Genomic DNA, 20,433 nt, shown 5'->3' with positions numbered 1-20,433 from the left:
TCTTCGAAGACGCGAAAATCGGAAATCTGCAATGGCAAGCAAGCTCAACCCCGAAATGCCCAACGCTGGGTTCGGTGTCATCACACCCTCGGCGGGATCCAAGTCCAAAGAGGACTGGATCGGCAACCAGCTCAAAAAAGTTTATGACGAGGCCCTGTCGGAAGACATTCCCGACGACATGATGGATCTGTTGTCTGCATTGGATGTTAGAGGCTCTGACGAGGAGGCCGCAGAATGAATGTCGCACAGTTCAAACAGGATCTCGTCGACGCGATTCCCCGATTGCGCGCCTTCGCCAGATCCATCAGCGGCGACCGCGACCGCGCGGATGACCTGGTTCAGGAAACGCTGGCGAAGGCGATTGCCAACAAGGACAAGTTCACCGAAGGCACCAATCTCACCGCCTGGCTGATCACCATTCTCCGCAACCAGTATTATTCCGTCGGCAGAAAGATGCAGCGCGAAGTTGCAGATCCCGATGGAGAACACGCCGCCAGCCTGGAAAGCAAGCCGCAACAGTCAGGTCATCTGGAACTGAAGGATTTTTTGAGCGCCCTTCAGGTTCTCGCCGATGACCAGCGCGAAGCCCTCATTCTGATCGGTGCCAGCGGCTTCTCTTATGAGGAAGCTGCCGAAATCCTCGGTGTGAAGGTTGGCACCGTCAAAAGCCGCGTCTCCCGCGCGCGCCTGCGCCTGGAAGATCTCATGAACGGCAACGAACACTTCGAACGGTCCGAGCTCGCTGCCGCCGCATCCGCATCCCTGATCAGGGACGCCCTGACCGTCTGATCATTCTCGAACAGACCAGATTGTATCCGCTTTTGCGCCTGTAACAGACAACGGGTGCACGGTTTCTGGTGCGGACACGCGAGTTTGATTGGAGCGTCTAATAGCAACAGCGGCTGGCAGGGTTTCATCCCGGATGAAGCCCTGACGGTCTGAGGGGGACTGTGATGCATCTGATCTATCAGGAGAATGCCCGCGAACACGCCCTTGTTCGTCTCACCAAGGGATTCCTGTTCGTCCCCATTTGCATCACCCTCATGGGCGCCTTGCTCGCCTTCGGGGCATTCCTGGTAGACGACCTGGGTCTGCTGAACAGAGCTTTCGACTTTTTCGCCTACAGCTCCATAAGCGTCGATGGCGCCCGCTCGGTCCTGTCGACCATTGCCGGCGCCATGATGTCCGTCATCAGCCTTGTCTATTCGTTGACGCTGGTTGTCTTCACACTCGCCGCAGGCAATATTTCAGCGCGTCTTCTGGAAACCTTTGCCAGCAACCGGACAACGCAGATCACGATCGGCCTTCTGGGCGCGACCTTCGTTTACTCGATGATCGCCTTGTTCGGTGTCGACGAAAACGAGGATCTGCGATTTTCCGTCATCCTCTGCATTCTTCTGGCGTGCGCGAGCTTTTTCTGGCTGGTCTACTTTGTAAACGACGTGGCTGGACGAATTCGGGTCGATGCGGAAATCGGCCGGATCCATTCCTCGCTCCGGTTCTCGATCGACGAGCTTCTGGCCAACGAACCGCGTGAAAAACCCAACGACTTTGACGAGATCCCCGATCTGCCGATCTGGGTCTTCAACTCGACCTACAGTGGCTATATCACCTTCATCGACAGCAACCAGCTCATCGAAATCGCAAAGTCTCTCGACGGTTTCATCGAGGTGACGGTGAGCCCCGGAACCTACGTCATCGAAGGCATGCCGATTGCCAAAGTGCGCACTGCCGAGACTGAGCCGAACCTCAAACAACTCGATAAAACTTTTCAGATCGAAAAGGCAAGGGCCCCCGAGGGGGACATCCAGTTTTCGGTCCACCTGATGGTGGAGATCGCCTTGCGCGCTCTCTCGCCCGGCGTCAACGACAGCTACACCGCCATCAGCGCAATCGATCACCTGTCGGCCTCCGTCGCCCGGATCCTTCAGCGCGGCGCTCCAAGTTCGCTGATCACCGATGACGAAGACACCCCTCGCCTCTGGCTGACCATTCTGGAAATGCACGATCTGCTGGACACGGCCGTCGGCCCGCTGCGTCAGGCCGCGAGAGGCAATGTCCTTGTGCTGGATCACTTCATTTCCGCCCTGGAAAAGGCATCGCTCGTATGCCGCAAGGAGCATTTGCCACTGGTTTCCAAGCAGTTGTACAACATCGCACAGGACGCGGTCTTCTCCATCGAAAGCAGACCGGACCGACAGCAGATCGCTCGCAGGCTCTGGATCGCCCGCAATACCGTGCGCGAGCAGGCGAAGGCCGGCTAGGGCATAGCCCGGAAAGCAGTTTCTGTTTTTCTTGAAAAAACTGTGCACCCGGAAAGTAAAAAAACGTGTCGCCCGTTCAATCGGGCAGGACACGCTTTTGACGAGGCGCTAAGTAGACCATTCAAAGAAGAAGCGATGACAGGTCCCTGATGCGGCCTGATCATCAGGACCACGCGTTCCGTCTTTCTGTCCCAGCCGTGCGCAAGACACAAAAAAGGGCGCCGAAGCGCCCGTTTTTATCTTGTTAGACCCGACGGCCTCTGATCGCATGTGCCACTGCCGAAATCAGGAACAGCGCAATTGCGACGAAGAAGATCAGCTTGGCGATGCCGACCGCAGTGCCGGCGATACCACCAAAACCAAGAACGGCTGCAACGATAGCAACCACCAAGAACAACAGTGCCCAGGAAAGCATATCAACCTCCGATATTTGAGATATGGTAATTGAACGCAGCCACGCGAAATTGGTTCCGAATATTTTTTCAGTTTTATTTTGCCCCTTTAAAAGAAGAGCAGGGAACCTTCTGCACGCCTGACCGTTTCCGAAACAGTTACACAACCCGGAGATCTGTCATGGAATATGGTATTGTTGGCCTCTTGATCCTCATCGTGGATGTCTACGCGATCATCCAGGTTCTCGGGAGTGGATCCTCCACCGGCGCCAAGCTGCTGTGGGTCCTCGGCATCCTGATCTTCCCGGTTGTCGGCTTTATCGTCTGGCTGCTGGCCGGACCGAAAAGTTCCAGCAAACTTGCCTGAATGAACGCGCCACGACACCGCACCTTACGAGCGTCGGATCGTGGCGCCAGTTCAGAACTTCAAGCAAGTTCAGAACCTTACCCAGCACACGTTAAGTTTCCAACATAAACGGGAGTCGCAGAAATGCTTCGCCATCTACTCGCCACCACCGCAATCGTTGCAGCCATTTCGACGGCAGCTGTCGCCGGTGACACCGCAGCGACAAAGAACGGCGGCAAGGCCGGTGCAGAAAACGAAACCGGCGTCTATGAATTTGAACTCCACACGCTTGCTCCGGACATGACCACCGGCATTCTGGCCACCAACATGGTCGGCAAGCCGGTCCTCACCAGCAGAAACGCTGACGGCGAAGAGATCGGCGACATCAATGACGTCGTCTTCGGCCGGGACGGAACCGTGCGCGCGGTGATTGTCGGCGTCGGCGGGTTCCTTGGCATGGGTGAAAAGGAAGTCGCTCTCGATTTCTCGCGCCTAAACTTCGTGTCCGGTCAGGAAAACCAGCTCATCGTCGTCACCGACGTTTCGCGCCAGGAACTGGAAGGCGCGACCCCTTATGAGCGTCCGGACTATATCCCACACTGGATGACGGCCGAAGGTGCTCGCGAGCAGATGGACAAGGTCACTGCAAGCGCCAAGGACACCTATGAAACCGTCCGCAAGGAAGCAATCGATCCGGCCAAACAGCGCCTGGACGAAGCCATGGCCGACCCCTGGACCGCTGAGAAAACAGAGGTCGACACGGCCAGCGTTTCCACTGATGAGCTGATCGATTCCACGGTCTACACCAGTCAGGACACTGACATCGGTGAGGTCGCCGAGGTCCTGATCGGCAAGGATGGCAAGGCGCAGGCGGTTGTCATTGATGTCGGCGGCTTCCTTGGCTTCAACGCAAAGCCAGTGGCCGTCGCATATCCCAGCCTCAAGATGTTCGAGACGGAAAATGGCGACCTCCTGGTGACCGCCCCCTTCACCAAGGAACAGCTTGAAAACGCGCCGACCTATGAGCCGGCCGCTTACAAGTCCAATCCGGACGCGGTTCTGCTGAAAGGCTGAACGGGAAACCCCTGCATCTGACAAGAACGGGTCGCTTCGGCGGCCCGTTTTTGCGTCGATTTCAGGTGATGGGGGGATGGGTCTTCTTCTGCACGCAAGGGATCAAGGGAACCTGCACTTGTTTCAAAGTTATCGGCGGGGTCAAGGGGGCTGAGGTCCGCCCTCTCCCCTCCCCTTAACCGGTCTGGATGGTGGTCCGTCTTTTCGGCCATACGGCCCACAGAACTTTTGAAATGAAAGCGCTTGTCAGTTTAAGGAAACCATGCACAACAGCCGGCACGTCCGCGCTCTACAAAACCTGCGCCCGCGCCTGGCACCAGTTGGACATAATCTCACACAAATACGGATAGTCAGAATCGTTGCGCTGGCATTCGGCGCGCAGAAAATCCTCTACCGCCGTGCCTTTCTCAACCGGCAGCAGGCGCGTGACCTGCACCCGTTCATGAATGGCGTTGGCGCTTTCATGGATCGCGGTGATGTGCACATCCCGGTGGCACTGCTCAAGGAAATATTCCCTGAGAGCCTTAGCCGCCCAACACCTGCTTGCCCGGTTCCATTGCCTGCATTCCAGCTAGGGTACAATAGGTCTTGGTAATCGGGGTCAGGAACTCCACCAGGAGCCGGTTCTTGCCGCCTCGACCGTCGAGGCGCAATGCTTTTTCTCACATCACGGCTTCGCATTGGCCCTGCACACACGACTTGGTGACGATCCGTGACCCGCTGTGATGGATGATTATCGTTTTTCAAGCGTCTCTCTCTTGAACAAATCGAAGGAGACCGACGAATGATTAATCGCAGAGACATGATGGTTGGCACGACTGTCGCAGTTGGCTTGATGGCCGCTGCGATACGTCCCACCCTGGCAACCCAGAACGCCGGGCCGCAAAAAGGCGACTATGTTTTGGTCTGCAATGAGGACAGTCAAACCCTGTCCGTGATCGACCCGGTGGTCAATCGGGTCATCAAGACCATCAATCTCACCAGCTTTGACGAAGACCCCCGCCCGCCCTTCCGATTTGTCACCGGCGGCATTATGCCGACCCATGAGGCAATGATGGAAAAGGCGCTGTTTCACGGTGCGATCCATGTGCATGGCGGAGCACCGTCTCCGGATCAACTGCTGTCAGCCATAAGCGGCCGCGGGTCCAGCAACATCTACCTGATCGATTACCAGGACCTCTCCGTGATCGGCAACAAACCCAACCCGCAGGCCGCCAGCGATACCGTGGCAGAGCGCATTACTAGCGGTGTGCTGGTCGGCCGCGAGCCGCACGAACCAACATTTTCGCGGAACGGCAAGGAGATCTGGGTCGCGCTGAGAGGCGAAGACCGTATTGCCATTGTCGATACCGACCTGGCGCGTGCGGAAAGCGCCGGCGCGCCGGTACGAGCGGTTCGCAGTTATGTCGAAACCATATACGGCCCTGCTCAGATTTGGTTTTCCAAGGACGGCGCTTTGGCTTTTGTGATCTCGCAGAAGGAGTCAAAAATTGATATCTTCCGAACCAATATCGGGGTCGACGGGTTTAGTGCCCCCACCCGCGTGCGGACCATCGACATTTCCGAACAGGATCCTTTCGGCTTCACCCCGTTTCAGAAAATCGCGCCCGATGGCACGGAAATGTGGATGTCGCATAAAATCGCCGATCACCTTTCCGTTCGAAGCGTCAGCGAAAGGTACGATTTGGTGGATTACATCGACCTTGGTGAAAGGGCACGTCCCAACCATGTCGAATTCGCCGAGAACGCCAAAGGTAAAGTCGTATTTGCGAGCCTGGGCCGCATTGATGACAACGGCCCCGGCGGCGTTGCATCAAGTCGCATCGCAATCATCGACCGCGACGCCCAAGCTGGAAGGCGTAAGATCGTTGGGACATTCTTCAGCCATGGGCGGGAATCGCACGGTATCTGGGTCGATCCCGACGCCACAAGGCTCTACGTCGCTCATGAGCAGGACGAGTTGCCCGGAACCCCCAATGAGGGGCAGACCGTCACTTCGGTCTTTGACATCACGAACCCGTTCAAACCGGTTTTTGTCACGCAAATTCCCCTTGGATATCTTGACCTGCCGTCGGGCCGGCTTCGCAACAAGAAAAGCATCAATCTGATCTATGTGCGCCCCGGCGCGCAGATGCATACGGGCTAAAGGAGACTGGCATGAGTTCTAACCAACCAGCACAGGCCACGGCCCTGGGTCACACTCATTCTCCGTCCCGGACCACGACCGCAGGTATGGACCACGGGTCGGCCTCTGCCACCGATGTTTCTGAATTTCAGAATCAGATGGACACGGATATGTTGCGGATGATGCAGGATATGCATGGCCCCGGCTATTCTGGCGACCCCGACATTGACTTTCTAACCATGATGATCCCCCATCATCAGGGCGCAGTCGATATGGCGCGCCTCGCACTTGTTTTCGGAGAGGATCCGCTGACGAGATCAATTGCTGAGGGCATCATCTCCAATCAGCATACGGAAATTCTGGCCATGAGATCACGGCTTGCGCTGCTGAAAGAGCAGCGCGAAAAAGCGAAGCCGGAATATCCCACACTGAACGGAACGCGCGGTGCGGCGCCGTAAATTCTCTTGCACGGCGTACGCGCACCAGGGGTGGGACAACGCCCACCCCGTCCTTTCTCGCACTGCTCAATGGCACCAATTCGCCAATAATCGGTCGACTTCTACTCCGCGCCGATCGTCTGGGAACAAACTGCTCCCAGTTCCGTATCTATTCCAGTTCCGACCAACAGCCGGCGACACCGCTGCGATGAGGGGCGGCGCTAAGACCGATAACGACACTGGCGTCTATGAATTCGAACTTCACACCCTTGCTCCGGATAGGACCACCGGCATCCTCGCCACCAACATGGCCGGCAAACCCGGACACCTGACAAGAACGGGTTGCTTCGGCGGCCCGTTTTACGTCGACTTGAGGTGGTCGGGGGGGATGGGTCTTCTTCTGCAGGCAAGCAAGGCAAAGAAGCGTAGAAAATCTGCGCTCATTTTGGAGCAACTGAAGGTGCGAGGATAGCCGATCGGTCCTCCCCTCCTCCCTTGCCCCTAAGCCGAATCACAAGGAGGTTTTCTCAATCTCCGGCCATTGGTCTCAGGCAAGCCAGTAAGCGACGGTCGCGACCGCTGCCAACGCAACGATCAGACCCACCAGCGTAACCACGCCATCGCGCACCAGAAGTCCGAGGCTCAGCAACAGAATGGCCGAACCCGGCAGGGCGACAGCAAAGGGCAGCAGGGTAGCGGGATAAACAAGAAGCGACAGAAAGATGCAAAACGCCGCGACGATCCGGCTTGCTGTATCGCCGGCCAACAGGGACAGACGCTGTCCGAGGTAGCGGTCGGCCCGCTCCGCATAAGGGGTCAGCTTGTCGATGGTCGACGTCACCTTCTGCTTGGGCAGACCGCGATTGCGCACGAACGACGGCAGCCAGATCGCGGATCTGCCGACAACGAGTTGGCCCGCCACCAGAAGCGTCAACGTGGTGAGAATGATGGGAACGCCTGGAATGGCTCCTATGGGCGAAATCATCACAAGGGCCGGCAGAAACAGCAAAGGGCCCGCCGCACGGCTGCCGGACGCATTCAGCAGCGTGCCGACATCAGCCTTGCCTTCCTCTTCGATTTCGTCTTCCCAGTTGGTGAGAACGCCTTTGATTGTCTTTGCCTGATCGGATGCCATTTCGGAACTCCTTCAGTTGGACCTGACTTTCAGCCTGCAGGCACTTGCCCGGCGGCAACAGGCGCTGAAAACGCAAAAAGGGCCGGCAAAGCCGACCCTTCTTGACGTCATGTCACTTGGTTCACTTGACTGCTTTCAACGAAAGCTGGCTGATACCAAGGGTAATGTTGGTGCCCGTCTGGCTTTCGACGCTCAACGGGTTCAGCGCAATCGATTTGTCGAAGCCGCCGATAAGGGCATTGGCCTTCAGGCCCGCACCAAGGCTTGCACCTGCGGTCACACCGCCGTATTCACCTTCAAGGGCACCGACTTCCAGGTCAGCGGTCGGGGCAACGACACCCCAGATCAGCGTAGCCGAGTCGGTCGTACCGATATCGAGCCCGAATTCGCTCACGGTCGCCGTGTAATAGCTGGCTGCACCGCCACCGGCCCGGTCGAACGTGCAGTTCATGATGGCCTTGGAACCGACGATGAAATTGGTTTCCTGCTCGACAACGCAGGTCAGTTTTCCGACCTCGACGCCAGCAGGCTTGTCCTGAGCCATGACAGGCGACGCAAGAAGCGTGGCACCGGTAAGCATCAGGGCGAGTTTCGTAAACCGTTTCATCAATGTCTCCTTCGTGTAAGAGCCTTCCGGAATGCTCCGGTCCGCCTTCATCACGGTGGAAACGTCTGCCCCGTCAGTCAGTTCCAAAATATTTCTACAGATCGTCCATCAGCGCATCGCCATCGGCAGATAAAGGGCAACCTGCGGCAGGGCGATCAGCGCGGCGACCATGGCCAGCATCGCCAGCACATAGGGAATGGCTCCCAGCATCACCTCGGCAATGGATCCTCCGCGCCGCGCGCTCTGGACAACGAAGAGATTGAGCCCCACCGGCGGTGTGATCAGCGCCATCTCGATCAGCACGATCATGAGGATGCCGAACCAGACCGGATCATAGCCCAGGCTGATGACGATCGGCACCACGATCGGGATGGTGATGACCATCAGCGACAGGGTCTCGATGAAGAAGCCAAGCACGATATACATCGCGACGATCACCAGCAGCGTCTGCAGGGGATCGAAGCCGAGGCCTTCCAGAAATCCGCGCAACTCCTGCGACAGGCCGGCTGCCGAAAGCGTGAAATTGAGGAACGATGCCCCGATGACCACCAGCATGATCATGGCCGTGACCCGCACGGTACCGATCAGCGCTTCACCGATCATGCGCGTGTTCAGCCCGCCAAAGAGCGCGGCAATTGCCAGTGCCCCGGCAACTCCGACAGAGGCGGCTTCGGTCGGCGTCGCCCAACCCTTGTAGATCGAGCCGATGATGGCACTGAACAGAAGAATGATCGGCAGAAGGTCTGCCAGACCGAGCAGCATGTCCCGAAAGGGGAACGTCCGCCGTTCCCCGCCAAGCTTCGGATTGATCAGGCAGACTATCGCAGTGACCGCCAGAAACGCCAGCGCCAGCAGGATACCGGGCAGAAGCCCTGCCAGAAAGAGCTGGGGGATCGAGGTCTGGGTCAGAAAACCGTAGACGATCAGGTTAATCGATGGCGGGATCATGATCCCGAGCGTTCCCCCGGCGGCAATCGCACCGGAAAAGAGCTTCGGATCGTAGCCCAAACGGTCGGCCTGCGGCATGGCCACTGTCGCCACTGTGGCAGCGGTCGCCACCGACGAGCCGGATGTGGCCGAGAACATGGTGGCGGTCGCCACATTGGCATGCACCAGCCCGCCGGGCAGCCAGGAGACCCAGCGGTCGAGCGCCGAATAGGTGCGCGCGGCAATACCTGTGCGCACCAGGATCTCCCCCAGCAGCACGAAGAACGGAATGGCGATCAGCGCCGCATTTTCCGACGTCGACCAGACCATCGACCCGAGCCCGCGCGTTAGCGGAAACGCACTGAAGAACTGGTCGATGCCGAAGCCCAGCAGGAACAGCACGATGCCGACAGGAATGGAAAGGCTCAGGAGGCCGAGAAGGCCGACGGAAACAAAGGAAAGCATCAGGCCGTCTCCCCTTCCGGAAAGGCGCCGATGGCCTGCTCGGATTTTGTGAATTCGCCGCGCAGCACCAGCAGCACACCGGCAACAAAGGTCAGCCAAGCTGTGACCGCGAACCAGACCCACCCGGCGAACCAGGGCAATTGCACCAGCGCAAGCGGGGTTTCGAGAGGCGTATTCGCCGTCGAGGAATTGCGCAGGGTTGTCTCCACCACCGGCCAGCACTTCAGCGCGACGATGGAGACGGTAGAGGACAGGGCGAAGATCGACAGAAGATCCAGCACCGCCCGCCATTTCGGCAGACCGACCGAACGGCGCAGGAAATCGATCCGGATATGCGACAGTTCGCTCAATCCGAATGCCATGCCCCAGGCCGTGCCGATGGCCATCACATAGCCGGAGATTTCGTCGGTGCCGCCGAAGGAGGCACCGACACGGCGGAGACAGATATCAATCAGAACAAGACCTGCACAGGTGAGGAACAGAACACCGACCGCAATCGCAATCGTCCGGTTGATCCTCGACAGGATTGACAGGAGTTTCTCCGCCACCTCGATGTCTCCCGGGCTCTAGTTGGTCTTGATCTGGACACCGACGACGGTGCCGACACTGTCGTTCCAGCGCGCGGCCCAGTCGCCACCGGCCCGCTCTGCCCATTCCGGCAGAACATCCGTTTCCAGGATCTGGCGCGCCCGCTCGATGTCGCCGTCGCTGGCTTCGACCAGAACCATGTCACGCACCTCGCCGGAAGAGCACTCGCCCTTGCCGGTCAGGCAGGCGATGTCATTCGTCAGCGCACCTTCTGCCGACGCCCAGGCGGGGGCTTCGAACTTCTCGGCAATTTCCTTTTGGATCAGGGCCTGGGTCTCCCCGGACAGGGCATTCCACTTGTCGAGATTGATCGCGGTCACCACCGGGTCCCAACCACCCAGCGGGATCGGCAACAGATGTGTGCTCACTTCCCACCACCCGGCGCTGTAGCCCGAGCCTGCCCCGGTCACCGCACAATCGACGACGCCTTTCTGCAGCGCGCCGGGCACTTCGGAAAAGGCAACCGTAATGCCTTCAGCACCCAGCGCTTCCAGGAACTTGGCCGTCATGCGGCCGGACGCGCGGATCTTCTTGCCCTTCAGGTCGTCCAGCGAACCGACTTCAGCGTTGCAGAACACCACCTGCGGCGGATAGGGCGCAATGGCGAGCACTTTGGAATTGAAGCGTTTCTCGAAGATCTCCTCCACCATCGGCCGGGCAGCGTCGACAGCCGCATGGGCCTTGTCGGCGGACATGGCAACCAGCGGCACATCGAGGCCTTCCAGTTCCGGAGCATCAGCAACCGCATAGTCGCCAACCGTCATGCCGACGTCGAACACACCCTGACCAAGCAGGCGGAACACTTCGCCAACGCCGAGATTCATCTGGTTATGGGTGGTGACGGTGGTGTTGATGGTGCCGCCGGATGCTTCGGGCAAGGTGGTCTGCCAGAACGGCGCTTCATAGTCCTGATGCAGTGGCAGGCTGGACCAGCTGCCGACAACAGACAGATCTTCCGCTGCGGCGGCCGAGGCCATGGCGGCACCGGCCATGAGGAAAGTCAGAATCTTTTTCATGTGTCCACTCCGTGAAGGTTCGAGCTTACAGCGTCTTTTTTGTTATGATTGGAATTTCAGCGTCATCCGGGATGTCCGTGATCAGCATGTGTCCCGGTTTATGGGTAATCAGCAGCGGCAGGGCCGCGTTCTGGATGATGGCCTGTGGCGTCACTCCGCAAGCCCAGAAGACGGGCGTGTAACCGGCCTCCACCGGCACCGCATCGCCCCAGTCCGGCTTGCCGAGATCGGAAATCCCGATGGCGGCGGGATCGCCGATATGGACGGGCGATCCGTGGGCCAGCGGAAAGCGGGCCGAAATGGCAACCGCATCCTGGACCCGCTCATCCGGGATCATCCGCATGGAAACAACCATCGCACCCCGGAACGGCCCGGCCGGTATCGTTTCCAGGTTCGAGCGGAACATCGGCACGGTGACATTGCTGGAAATGTGCCAGACATCGATCCCCGCTTCGATCAGGGCATGTTCGAAAGTGAAGGAACAGCCAAGCGCAAAGGCGACGAGATCGTCGGACCACAAGGCGCTTATGTCCGTCACGGAGCCTTCCAGCTGGCCGTCGCGATAGATGTTGTAGGCCGGAACGTCGGTACGGATATCCAGACAATGTCCCAGGGTGAACAGGAGGGGATTTCCCGTGTCCGAAGCACCGATGAGCGGGCAGGGCTTGTGATTGCGCTGGCAGAAACGCATGAAATCCAGCGCATAGGCTTCCGGAATGATCGCCAGATTGGCCTGAAGCAGGTTCTTGCCGAGCCCCGCCGTGTGAGAGCGATAGCTGCCGGACCTTATCTGCGCCCGAAGCGTTTCGATGCTTTCCTGTCGTAGGGCTTCATAAGACTGCAACACCGGGGCTCTCCTTGACTGGAGAAATGCTCCCGCATTGCACATATAAACTCAAATAGAATGAATTTAGCAGATCCTATAAAGGATTTTTATAATCTGAGTAGGCGACTGCCACCTCCAGCGCCTTCTTCGCCGCAGCCGCCACGATGTGGCTGCGCGGGTCACCGAGATAACTTGCGGAGAACCTCAGGGCGTCCGGCACCCATCCCGGATCGAACTCGACGATACTCCCGCCCTCCACATAGGGCCGTGCCAGCGCCTTCGGCAACGCTGCGACCCCCAGCCCTGCTTCCACAAGCCGGAAACAGGCCGAGAGCGACGACGACGGAAACATCTGCACGTCCGGAGCAACCCGTTCGAACAACAGCGTTTTCAGCTCGCGGTAGGGGCGCGTGTGCCGGGCGTAGGTGATCACCGGTTTCTCCCGCAGAAGCGCCACGGCCTGGTCTCCTTCAGCCGGGCTATCCGCCGCCACATACCAGCCGAGATCGAAGCCGGGCAGCTCGATATTGTCGACCGAATATTCAGATATCGGCCCCAGCAACAAGGCCAGATCTATTTCCCGATCGAGCAGCCCGGCCCTCAGGTTCACCGAGATATCGACGTTGATTTCCACGATCAGGTTCGGAAAGTCGGCCCGCAGCGCAGCCACCAGATCCGGCAGCCAGCACTGCGCGATGGTTTCCGAGGCCCCGATGCGCAGATGCCGGTCAATCCCCTCGCGGGAGACCACCGTCTCCTCGACCTTGTCCGACAGACGCTCGAACTGCTCGGCAAAGGTCTGCAACAGCTCACCGCGCTTGGTCAGCTTCAGCCTGCCGGGAGAACGCTCGAACAACTCGGTGCCCAGCGCTTCTTCCAACCGCTTGATCCGCGTCGTCACCGCCGGCTGGGTCAGGTTCAAACTGCCCGCCGCCTTGTTGACGCTGCCATGGCGGACAACGGCCAGAAAGGCCCTCAGTTGATCGAGATTGAGCGGATGCATGAAAGGTCCCGGCGTGATCGGTTTGGGCTACTTTGCGCGAAGCTGCGGAGATTGAAAAGCTTTCGGGAAAAGACCGGGTGCGACAGACCCCAGCAACCTCCCGCCCTGCGCAGTGTCCTTCCGTCTCCCCCGCATGCGGACAGCGGGGGATGCACCTCAGCAAAACATTTTGGTGCGACTGCCGAAACTCTGTCCCTGTGTCTTGAGGAAGATCAGGCGCTCAGAGCCAGTTCGGATCGCCCCAGCACTTTCCCCGCCAGTCGCCGGATCCGATCCGGCTCCGGATGGTGGTCCGCCTTCTCGGCCATCCGCGCCCACAGGACCTTTGAAAGGGCCGCGCTTGTCAGTTTCATGAAGTCATGCGCCAGAGCCGTCGGGTCCTCGCTTTGCAGTACCCTCTCCCGTGTCTGGCACCAGGTCGACACGACCTCGCCCAGCTGCGGATAGGCCGTATCATTGCGCTGGCATTCGGCGCGCAGGAAATCCTCGAAGGCCTTGCCTTCCTTGCCTGGCAGCAGACGCGTGACCAGCGCCCGTTCGTGAATGGCGTTGGCACCTTCATAGATCGCGGTAATCCGCACATCCCGGTAGGACTGTTCCAGAAAATATTCCTTGAGATAGCCGTAGCCACCCAGCACCTGCATGCCGAGTTCCGTCGCCTGCATGCCTGCCTTTGTACAGAAGGTCTTGGCGATCGGGGTCAGGAATTCCGCCAGCGCCCGGTTCTCGCCCGCTTCGACCGTGACCAGCGCCAGATGCGCGATGGCCCGCCCCCCAAGGGCAAGGGCGTCGATCTCGTCCAGCATGCGCCGGACATCCGCATGGCCATCCAGTGTCACGGGCTTGCCCGCTGCATCCCGGCCCTGTTTGCGCTCTGCCGCATAGGTGCTGGCAATGTCCGCGGCGCGGGCAGCATGGGCGACACCCTGCAAGGCCACGTCCACGCGGGCGTGGTTCATCATCGTGAACATCGCCTTCAGGCCCTCGCCTTCCCGGCCGATCAGTTCGGCCGTGGCCCCATCAAAAGCAAGCTGGCAGGTGGGTGAGGCATGAAGGCCCATCTTTTCCTCAATGCGGGTGACAGTCACCGCATTCCGGCTGCCATCCGTACGGGTACACGGGCACAGAAACAGCGACAGCCCCTTCACGCCTTCGTCTGATGTCCGTGCCAGCACCAGATGGTGGATCTTTTCGCTCATGTCCTGATCGCCGCCGGAAATGAAGATCTTCTCACCGCTGATCGACCAGCCGTCGTCCGCCTGCACAGCGCGGCAGCGGATGCGGGAGAGGTCCGACCCGGCTTCCGGTTCGGTCAGGCACATGGTCGCCAGGGCTTCACCGGAGGCAAACTGGGGGATCACCCGTGCCTGCTGATCTTCCGTTCCGAAGGCAAGCAGGGTGCGGGCCGCCCCGGCCGCAAGGCTCGTCACCATCTGCAGACTGTGGTTGGCACCGGTGAAGATTTCAGACGTGATCGCAAGCGCGCCGGCATCGAGCCCCTGCCCGCCAAGCTGTTCCGGAATTGTCAGCCCCGGCCAGCCCTGTTCCGCATAGGCGGCATAGGCCTCGCGGAACCCGTCCGGCATCCGCACCCGCCCCTCCTCCAGCCGGCAGCCCTGGCTGTCGCCCGGCTCATTCAGGGGCGCCAGTTGCCCCTCGGCGAAGGCGGCGAAGTGGCCGCCGATCTCGGCGGCAAGGTACGCATCGAAATGCGGCAGATCCGCCGCCCCTGCAACATGGGTCAGGCAGAACAGGATATCGTCAAGCGGTGCGGCAAAGGGTTTCATGGGCTACAGGCTTTCAGCAGATAATCGATCGGGTGTTCGCTTTGTATTCCCCCTCATCCTGAGGAGGACCGTCAGGATGAGGAAGCAGCCGGTCAAAGGCTTCTGGCAGAGAGCTGTCAAAGGCCACGCAGTTAGCTCCCTCACTCCACCCGAAACAGCGACACCAGCACGGCGGACGCCAGGCGGCGGCCGGTGCCGAGGAAAAGGGTGCGGTTGACCCAGTCGTAACGCGGGTCACCCGTTTCCAGCCGCGCCACCGTGCGGAAATAATAGAGGGCCGGGTCGACATCCTCGCCGCGGGCAAGGGCTTGCAGAACCTCCGGCGGGCCATGGCGCACGCCCTTGTTGATGATCTCGATCACCGCGCCGTCGTCTGTCTCGAAGGCATAGCGAGTGTCGATATCGGCCGAACCGTCATCAAGGATGGTTTGCCAGTCGGCGCCCATGTCGAGCACCCTTCCGGACACTTGACCGCCCACACGGCCACCGATGATCGGGATGATCCGCCGCGTTCCCGCCCTGCCCTGTCCCATTTCCCGGACAGGGCCAAGTTCGACCTCAAGGTCGCAGAAGTGGGTGAGGTCCGGGGCGATCATGCCAGCCCCAGCAGCCTTGCCGCATTGCCCTTGATGATGTCCGGACGCAGCTCGTCCTTGATGGCGATCTTCTCGAAATCCGCCAGCCAGCGTTCCGGGGTAATCATCGGCCAGTCGGAGCCGAACAGCACCTTCTTCTTCAGGATCGAGTTGCAGTATTTCACCAGGATTTCCGGGAAATACTTCGGCGACCAGCCGGAGAGATCGATATAGACATTCGGCTTGTGCTGGGCCACCGCCAGGGCTTCTTCCTGCCAGGGGAAGGAAGGATGCGCGAGGATGATCTTCATGTCGGGAAAGTCGACCGCGACATCGTCCATATACATCGGGTTGGAGTATTTCAGCCGCATGCCGTTGCCACCGCGCATGCCGCTGCCGACACCTGTCTGGCCGGTGTGGAACAGCGCTATCGAGCCTTCTTCCGCAATCGCTTCATAAAGCTCGTAGGCCATGCGGTCGTTGGGGTAAAAGCCCTGCATGGTCGGGTGGAACTTGAAGCCCTTGATGCCAAAGTCCCTCATCAGGCGCCGCGCCTCGCGCGCACCCATCTTGCCCTTGTGCGGGTCGATGGAGGCAAAGGGGATCAGCACATCGTCATTCTCGGCGGCAAGCTCGGCCACTTCCTCGTTCTTGTAGCGGCGGTAGCCGGTCTCGCGTTCCGCATCGACCGGAAAGATCACCGCTGCGATGTTCTGCTCGCGGTAGTGGGCCGCCGTTTCCGGCACGGTCGGCGGATGGCTCCAGGGCGCGCGGAAGTATTTCGCCATCGTCGCCTGCAGGTCATCATAGCCATCATCGGAATGGCAGCCGCAGGGTTCCTCGGCGTGGGTATGGATGTCGATGGCGCGAACCTTGGTGATATCGACCATTTCAAGCGCTCCTCAATCAGAGTGTGACCACAGCCGGGTCATTGTCGTTGTAAAGCCGTTCCAGCAGCCGCTCGCGGCGTGACAGAACCTTGCGGATGTTCAAATTGCCCTTGGCGGTCATTTCGCCTTCCGGCATGGACGCCGGCTCTGACAGAACGATGGCGCGGGACACCAGCGTCGAGCTGCCGCTGATTTCGCGGGCACGGGCACTGAGCCGCCGGTGGAGTTCCCCCTGCAGCAGCTTGCAACGGAACGCGCCGTCATCATCCTGCAGGTCGAACCCTTCCCGTTTCAGTTCCCCGAGGTTGGGGAAGATCATGACGCCGATCTGCTGGCGGTCGGCGCCGGTAATGATCAGATCGGAGGCAAGCGGCGCGAGGCGGGACAGCATGTCGAGCTTCAGTTGCGCCGCCCGTACCCATGTGCCCGACTGCAGCTTGAAGTCTTCCGATATCCGGCCATCAAAGCGCATGCCCTTGTTCGGGTCTGCCGGGTCGAGGAACAGCATCGCATCCCCGGTTATGAAGAACCCTTCTTCATCGAAGGCGGCGGCCGTCTTTTCCGGATCGTTGAAGTAGCCCGGCATGATGTTGGGGCCCTTCACCCGGACTTCGCAGCGCATGTCAGCATCCGGGATCAGCTTGACGGTGACCCCGTTCACCGGAACGCCGACAATGCCTGAGTGCGGTGCCGGTTCCTGCTGCATAAGGGCCGAAGGTGCGGTTTCGGTAAGGCCCCAGGAAGAGGTCATCAACGGCACCTCGCCCTTGACCTCCATCGCCATGCGCTCGAACCCGGACCAGACCTCCTGCGGCAGCGAAGCCCCGGCATAGAAGATCAGGTCCAGATCCTCAAAGAAGCGGTGACGCAGGTCCGCATCCGCCTCCAGCGCCTTCAGCAGCATGCCGAACCCCAGCGGCACGTTGAACACCAGCGTGCCGGTCTTGAGTGTCAGGTTCTCGATCGTGCGCTCGAACAGGCCCTTCACCGGCTTGCCGTCGTCGATATAGAAACTGCCGCCATTGGCCAGCATCATGTTGAAATTGTGCGAACCGCCGAAAACGTGGTTCCAGGGCAGCCAGTCGACGATCACCGGTGGACGCTTGCGCAGGAACGGCAGCGAGTCGGCAAGCTGGACCTGGTTGACGCACATCATCCGGTGTGTGGTCAGCACGCCTTTCGGGCTGGAGGTCGAACCCGAGGTCATCAGGATCTTGCCGACCGTATCCGGCGTGACAGCCGCAAAAGCACTGTCGACATCGACACTGCCGTCGCCCTTCAGAAGATCGGCGAAGGCGGTCACGTTCCGGCTTCCCGTCTTGCTGGCGACGATCTCGACCTGGGCCAGTTCCGCGAGGTTCAGCGCTTCGCCATATTGGTCGGCATCGACCACATAGGCCATTTTCGGCTTGATCAGGTTGATCGCCTCGCGCAGGCGGCCATGGGCACCGTGGATGAGCGAATACTGCTCGGCCACCGGCACCACCGGTACACCGACGTATTGCGCGGCAAGCGCAAGAATGCCGTGATCGACACCGTTGCCGGACATGATCAGGATCGGTGTATCGGCCCCCATGCCCCTTGCCAGAAGCGCGGCGCCAACAGCCCGCACCATTTCCAGAACTCCGGCATAGCGTTCCTCCCGCCAGCCTGCGCCGCTGCGCTCGGCCAGAAACACCCGCTCCGGGGCCTCTTGCGCCCATTGGTGCAGCCAGTCACCCGTCCGGTCAGCCACCGGGCCGAGCGGATAGGTCGACCGCAGCAGGATGGTGCCGTCCGGCCGGTCTTCCCGCTCGACCGAATGGCGCAAAAATTCTTTCGTGCGCTTCATGATCGTCTCCTCCCGAAACGTCTTGTCAGTCTTCCCGTTGGCGGTTGCTTTCGATCATCTGCATCACCTTCGTGGCTCCCTTCAAAGCATCCGGACTGATGCCGCTGAGCAGCCTCTTCTCGTGCGCCGTGACCGCGGCCATCGCCTTTTCGCAAAGCCGCCTTCCGGCGAGCGTCGCCTTCAGCGCATAGGCCCTGCGGTCATTCGGCAACCGGTCGCGGATGATCAGGTCACGCCGCTCCAGTTCATCGACGATCACGACCAGATTGGGCCGTTCGATATCCAGGGCCTCTGCCAGTTGCGACTGGCGCAGACCCGGATTGTCGACGATCAGGACAAGCGCGGTGTAGGTCAGCATGCGCAGGTCGAGCGGCTTCAGCGTGCGGCTCAGGTCCGACTGAATGACGTTGAACGTCCGCTTCATCTGATAGCCGTAGAGCGACCGCAGGCTCCTGTCGCTGACGGTCACATTTCCGGTCTCGCTCTCCGGTTCCATCGCGGTTTTCCTCATGGGGTCACCTGAAGGTCGGGTTGCGCTTTTCAAGGAAGGCGGCAAGGCCTTCCAGCGCGTCCGGGCTGGTCTGGGTGATGGCAGCGCACAGGCTCTCGGTGAACAGACCGTCCGTCTTGGACATGTCCGCGATCCGCGCCAGCGCCTGGATCATGATGTAGTTGGACAGCGGTGCGTTGGAGGCAATCCGGGCGGCCAGGTCCTGTGCCTTTGCCAGCGCCTCGCCCTCCTCCACGGTGTAATGGGCAAGCCCCAGGGCAAGACCTTCACCCGCGCTGTACTTGCGGCCGGTCAGCATCATCTCGGTCATACGGTCTGCCCCCAGAATGCGGCCGACGCGCACGGAGGCGCCACCGCCAACGAAGATGCCCCGGCGGCCTTCCGGCAACTGGAAGAAAGCGGAAGGCTCGGCGACACGCACATGGGTGGCGCTGGCCAGCTCCAGCCCGCCGCCGATGACGGCGCCGAACATGGCGGAGACCACCGGCAAGCCGCCGAACTGGATTCGGTCCATCACCTGATGCCAGCCGCGCGAGTGGCGCATGGTGCCTTCCGCATCGCGGGCAACATGCTCGGACAGATCGAGGCCCGAGCAGAAGTGCCCGGCCGTGCCGGTGATGACCACGGCCTTCACCTCGGCGGGCGGGGCCAGGAAAAATCCGTCGATGGCTGCAAGCAGCTCGTCGCACATGGCGTTGCGCTTGTCTGGACGGTTCATGGTCAGGGTCGCGACGCTGTCGGCAATCTCGATTTTCAGGATCGGTTCTGTCATGGGTCTCTCCTCAGCGCGGCGGCAGCCGCACGGCGCCATCCAGACGGATGGTCGTGCCGTTCAGGAATGGATTGGTCACGATGTGGCCGGCAAGCAGGGCATATTCCTCCGGCTCGCCCAGGCGTGGCGGAAACGGAATGTTGGCGGTGATCTTCGCCGCGACTTCTTCCGGAAGGCCTTCCATCATCGGCGTGCGGAACAGGCCGGGCGCGATGGTCATCACGCGGATGCCGTGCTGCGCGAATTCCCGCGCCGCCGGCAGACACATGGATGCAATGCCGCCCTTGGACGCCGAGTAGGCAGCCTGGCCAAGCTGTCCGTCCTCGAAGGCGACCGATGCGGTGTTGACGATCACGCCGCGTTCGCCGGTTTCCAGCGGCTCCACATCCATCAGGCGCCGGGCGGCGTGGCTCATGACGTTGAACGTGCCGAAGAGATTGACCTTCAGCGTCTTTTCAAAGGTATCGAAGGAGAGTTTGCCTTCCCGGCCGACGATACGGGCGGCGAAACCGACGCCGGCGCAGTTGACAATGATGCGCGGCGTCGCGCCGAGCGCTTCCGCCGCTTCTTCAAGCGCGGCATTGACCGCCGCTTCGCTGCTGACATCGGCCTGGACGGCGACCCCGCCGATTTCTTCCGCGACGGTGCGGGCCCGGTCGATATCGAAATCAAGGATCGCGACCTTCGCGCCCTGGCTTGCGAAATAGCGCGCGGTTGCAGCGCCAAGTCCGCTGCCGCCTCCCGTGATCAGCGCCGCTAGTCCGGATATCAGCATGGCACAGCCCCTGAATTGGTTTTAGTCATCATTGTTATATCTCATACCTATTTTGATACGCCAAATAGGCGCACGCCTTCCGGCTGG

General features: G+C 60.2%; 23 protein-coding genes. 7 read left to right on the top strand and 16 right to left on the bottom strand.

What is annotated here, in order from left to right; all coding sequences use genetic code 11:
* Positions 1–31 precede the first annotated feature (31 nt).
* From V1T76_RS23535 to V1T76_RS23525, 3 genes are all read left to right on the top strand, one after another.
* Positions 32–238: a NepR family anti-sigma factor gene (locus tag V1T76_RS23535; protein ID WP_330563123.1), complete on the top strand. Its 207-nt coding sequence runs from the start codon at positions 32–34 to the stop codon at positions 236–238.
* Positions 235–789: a sigma-70 family RNA polymerase sigma factor gene (locus V1T76_RS23530; RefSeq protein WP_330563122.1), complete on the top strand. Its 555-nt coding sequence runs from the start codon at positions 235–237 to the stop codon at positions 787–789. The genes V1T76_RS23535 and V1T76_RS23530 overlap by 4 nt, the downstream gene beginning before the upstream one ends.
* Positions 790–953: 164 nt before the next feature.
* On the top strand, positions 954–2,264 hold the full coding sequence (locus V1T76_RS23525; RefSeq protein ID WP_330563121.1) for a DUF2254 domain-containing protein: 1,311 nt from the start codon (positions 954–956) through the stop codon (positions 2,262–2,264).
* A gap of 244 nt (positions 2,265–2,508) precedes the next feature.
* Here V1T76_RS23525 and V1T76_RS23520 read toward each other — a convergent pair whose 3' ends face one another.
* On the bottom strand, positions 2,509–2,679 hold the full coding sequence (locus V1T76_RS23520; protein WP_006937216.1) for a DUF1328 domain-containing protein: 171 nt from the start codon (positions 2,677–2,679) through the stop codon (positions 2,509–2,511).
* A gap of 158 nt (positions 2,680–2,837) precedes the next feature.
* Between V1T76_RS23520 and V1T76_RS23515 the strand changes: the two genes are divergently transcribed.
* Positions 2,838–3,023: a PLD nuclease N-terminal domain-containing protein gene (locus V1T76_RS23515; protein ID WP_330563120.1), complete on the top strand. Its 186-nt coding sequence runs from the start codon at positions 2,838–2,840 to the stop codon at positions 3,021–3,023.
* A 123-nt stretch (positions 3,024–3,146) separates the two neighbouring features.
* The gene (locus tag V1T76_RS23510) at positions 3,147–4,076 is read left to right on the top strand and encodes a PRC-barrel domain-containing protein (RefSeq protein ID WP_330563119.1); all 930 of its coding nucleotides are present in this window, start codon (positions 3,147–3,149) and stop codon (positions 4,074–4,076) included.
* Positions 4,077–4,365: 289 nt separating this feature from the next.
* On the opposite strand, the gene V1T76_RS23505 is transcribed toward V1T76_RS23510, so the two are convergent.
* Entirely contained in the window at positions 4,366–4,560 is a 195-nt protein-coding gene (locus V1T76_RS23505) for a hypothetical protein (protein ID WP_330563118.1), read from the bottom strand.
* A 300-nt stretch (positions 4,561–4,860) separates the two neighbouring features.
* Here V1T76_RS23505 and V1T76_RS23500 point away from each other — a divergent pair, with 300 nt between their 5' ends.
* Positions 4,861–6,222 carry a YncE family protein gene (locus tag V1T76_RS23500; protein ID WP_330563117.1) on the top strand — a complete coding sequence of 454 codons (1,362 nt, stop codon included), beginning with the start codon at positions 4,861–4,863 and terminating at the stop codon, positions 6,220–6,222.
* 86 nt (positions 6,223–6,308) lie between these two features.
* The gene (locus tag V1T76_RS23495) at positions 6,309–6,659 is read left to right on the top strand and encodes a DUF305 domain-containing protein (RefSeq protein WP_442970166.1); all 351 of its coding nucleotides are present in this window, start codon (positions 6,309–6,311) and stop codon (positions 6,657–6,659) included.
* Positions 6,660–7,185: 526 nt separating this feature from the next.
* Here V1T76_RS23495 and V1T76_RS23490 read toward each other — a convergent pair.
* The 14 genes from V1T76_RS23490 to V1T76_RS23425 form a co-directional block, all read right to left on the bottom strand.
* Complete coding sequence (locus tag V1T76_RS23490) at positions 7,186–7,773, bottom strand: exopolysaccharide biosynthesis protein (RefSeq protein ID WP_330563115.1); 588 nt, start codon at positions 7,771–7,773, stop codon at positions 7,186–7,188.
* Positions 7,774–7,894: 121 nt separating this feature from the next.
* A complete protein-coding gene (locus V1T76_RS23485; protein WP_330563114.1) occupies positions 7,895–8,380 on the bottom strand; it encodes a DUF992 domain-containing protein in 486 nt (161 codons plus the stop codon).
* Between the two features lie 108 nt (positions 8,381–8,488).
* Positions 8,489–9,772 (bottom strand): TRAP transporter large permease, encoded by a 1,284-nt coding sequence (locus V1T76_RS23480; RefSeq protein WP_330563113.1) that lies wholly within the window; start codon positions 9,770–9,772, stop codon positions 8,489–8,491.
* Positions 9,772–10,320: a TRAP transporter small permease subunit gene (locus V1T76_RS23475; RefSeq protein WP_330563112.1), complete on the bottom strand. Its 549-nt coding sequence runs from the start codon at positions 10,318–10,320 to the stop codon at positions 9,772–9,774. Before V1T76_RS23475 ends, V1T76_RS23480 begins: the two co-directional genes overlap by 1 nt.
* An 18-nt stretch (positions 10,321–10,338) precedes the next feature.
* A complete protein-coding gene (locus V1T76_RS23470; RefSeq protein WP_330563111.1) occupies positions 10,339–11,376 on the bottom strand; it encodes a TRAP transporter substrate-binding protein in 1,038 nt (345 codons plus the stop codon).
* A gap of 25 nt (positions 11,377–11,401) precedes the next feature.
* Positions 11,402–12,223: a putative hydro-lyase gene (locus tag V1T76_RS23465; protein ID WP_330563110.1), complete on the bottom strand. Its 822-nt coding sequence runs from the start codon at positions 12,221–12,223 to the stop codon at positions 11,402–11,404.
* 73 nt (positions 12,224–12,296) lie between these two features.
* Complete coding sequence (locus V1T76_RS23460) at positions 12,297–13,205, bottom strand: LysR family transcriptional regulator (protein WP_330563109.1); 909 nt, start codon at positions 13,203–13,205, stop codon at positions 12,297–12,299.
* A gap of 212 nt (positions 13,206–13,417) precedes the next feature.
* Positions 13,418–14,992 carry an acyl-CoA dehydrogenase family protein gene (locus tag V1T76_RS23455; protein WP_330563108.1) on the bottom strand — a complete coding sequence of 525 codons (1,575 nt, stop codon included), beginning with the start codon at positions 14,990–14,992 and terminating at the stop codon, positions 13,418–13,420.
* 140 nt (positions 14,993–15,132) lie between these two features.
* The gene (locus V1T76_RS23450) at positions 15,133–15,588 is read right to left on the bottom strand and encodes a DUF3237 domain-containing protein (protein WP_330563107.1); all 456 of its coding nucleotides are present in this window, start codon (positions 15,586–15,588) and stop codon (positions 15,133–15,135) included.
* Complete coding sequence (locus V1T76_RS23445) at positions 15,585–16,457, bottom strand: amidohydrolase family protein (RefSeq protein WP_023003195.1); 873 nt, start codon at positions 16,455–16,457, stop codon at positions 15,585–15,587. Before V1T76_RS23445 ends, V1T76_RS23450 begins: the two co-directional genes overlap by 4 nt.
* 16 nt (positions 16,458–16,473) lie before the next feature.
* The gene (locus tag V1T76_RS23440; RefSeq protein WP_330563106.1) at positions 16,474–18,288 is read right to left on the bottom strand and encodes a feruloyl-CoA synthase; all 1,815 of its coding nucleotides are present in this window, start codon (positions 18,286–18,288) and stop codon (positions 16,474–16,476) included.
* A gap of 25 nt (positions 18,289–18,313) precedes the next feature.
* The gene (locus V1T76_RS23435) at positions 18,314–18,799 is read right to left on the bottom strand and encodes a MarR family winged helix-turn-helix transcriptional regulator (RefSeq protein ID WP_330563105.1); all 486 of its coding nucleotides are present in this window, start codon (positions 18,797–18,799) and stop codon (positions 18,314–18,316) included.
* 4 nt (positions 18,800–18,803) lie between these two features.
* Complete coding sequence (locus V1T76_RS23430) at positions 18,804–19,571, bottom strand: crotonase/enoyl-CoA hydratase family protein (RefSeq protein ID WP_330563104.1); 768 nt, start codon at positions 19,569–19,571, stop codon at positions 18,804–18,806.
* 10 nt (positions 19,572–19,581) lie between these two features.
* Complete coding sequence (locus V1T76_RS23425) at positions 19,582–20,346, bottom strand: SDR family NAD(P)-dependent oxidoreductase (RefSeq protein WP_330563103.1); 765 nt, start codon at positions 20,344–20,346, stop codon at positions 19,582–19,584.
* Between the last annotated feature and the right edge of the window lie 87 nt (positions 20,347–20,433).

Origin of the sequence: Roseibium sp. FZY0029 (assembly GCF_036350355.1) — a bacterium.
Taxonomy (GTDB): Bacteria; Pseudomonadota; Alphaproteobacteria; order Rhizobiales; family Stappiaceae; genus Roseibium.
Note: the sequence above shows the minus strand (reverse complement) of the source record. Positions and strands in the feature narration are given on the sequence as shown.

Coding starts and splice junctions, on each gene's coding strand:
- V1T76_RS23535 (WP_330563123.1), top strand. CDS start 32: ATGGCAAGCAAGCTCAACCCCGAAATGCCCAACGCTGGGTTCGGTGTC.
- V1T76_RS23530 (WP_330563122.1), top strand. CDS start 235: ATGAATGTCGCACAGTTCAAACAGGATCTCGTCGACGCGATTCCCCGA.
- V1T76_RS23525 (WP_330563121.1), top strand. CDS start 954: ATGCATCTGATCTATCAGGAGAATGCCCGCGAACACGCCCTTGTTCGT.
- V1T76_RS23520 (WP_006937216.1), bottom strand. CDS start 2,679: ATGCTTTCCTGGGCACTGTTGTTCTTGGTGGTTGCTATCGTTGCAGCC.
- V1T76_RS23515 (WP_330563120.1), top strand. CDS start 2,838: ATGGAATATGGTATTGTTGGCCTCTTGATCCTCATCGTGGATGTCTAC.
- V1T76_RS23510 (WP_330563119.1), top strand. CDS start 3,147: ATGCTTCGCCATCTACTCGCCACCACCGCAATCGTTGCAGCCATTTCG.
- V1T76_RS23500 (WP_330563117.1), top strand. CDS start 4,861: ATGATTAATCGCAGAGACATGATGGTTGGCACGACTGTCGCAGTTGGC.
- V1T76_RS23495 (WP_442970166.1), top strand. CDS start 6,309: ATGGACCACGGGTCGGCCTCTGCCACCGATGTTTCTGAATTTCAGAAT.
- V1T76_RS23490 (WP_330563115.1), bottom strand. CDS start 7,773: ATGGCATCCGATCAGGCAAAGACAATCAAAGGCGTTCTCACCAACTGG.
- V1T76_RS23485 (WP_330563114.1), bottom strand. CDS start 8,380: ATGAAACGGTTTACGAAACTCGCCCTGATGCTTACCGGTGCCACGCTT.
- V1T76_RS23480 (WP_330563113.1), bottom strand. CDS start 9,772: ATGCTTTCCTTTGTTTCCGTCGGCCTTCTCGGCCTCCTGAGCCTTTCC.
- V1T76_RS23470 (WP_330563111.1), bottom strand. CDS start 11,376: ATGAAAAAGATTCTGACTTTCCTCATGGCCGGTGCCGCCATGGCCTCG.
- V1T76_RS23460 (WP_330563109.1), bottom strand. CDS start 13,205: ATGCATCCGCTCAATCTCGATCAACTGAGGGCCTTTCTGGCCGTTGTC.
- V1T76_RS23455 (WP_330563108.1), bottom strand. CDS start 14,992: ATGAAACCCTTTGCCGCACCGCTTGACGATATCCTGTTCTGCCTGACC.
- V1T76_RS23450 (WP_330563107.1), bottom strand. CDS start 15,588: ATGATCGCCCCGGACCTCACCCACTTCTGCGACCTTGAGGTCGAACTT.
- V1T76_RS23445 (WP_023003195.1), bottom strand. CDS start 16,457: ATGGTCGATATCACCAAGGTTCGCGCCATCGACATCCATACCCACGCC.
- V1T76_RS23440 (WP_330563106.1), bottom strand. CDS start 18,288: ATGAAGCGCACGAAAGAATTTTTGCGCCATTCGGTCGAGCGGGAAGAC.
- V1T76_RS23435 (WP_330563105.1), bottom strand. CDS start 18,799: ATGAGGAAAACCGCGATGGAACCGGAGAGCGAGACCGGAAATGTGACC.
- V1T76_RS23430 (WP_330563104.1), bottom strand. CDS start 19,571: ATGACAGAACCGATCCTGAAAATCGAGATTGCCGACAGCGTCGCGACC.
- V1T76_RS23425 (WP_330563103.1), bottom strand. CDS start 20,346: ATGCTGATATCCGGACTAGCGGCGCTGATCACGGGAGGCGGCAGCGGA.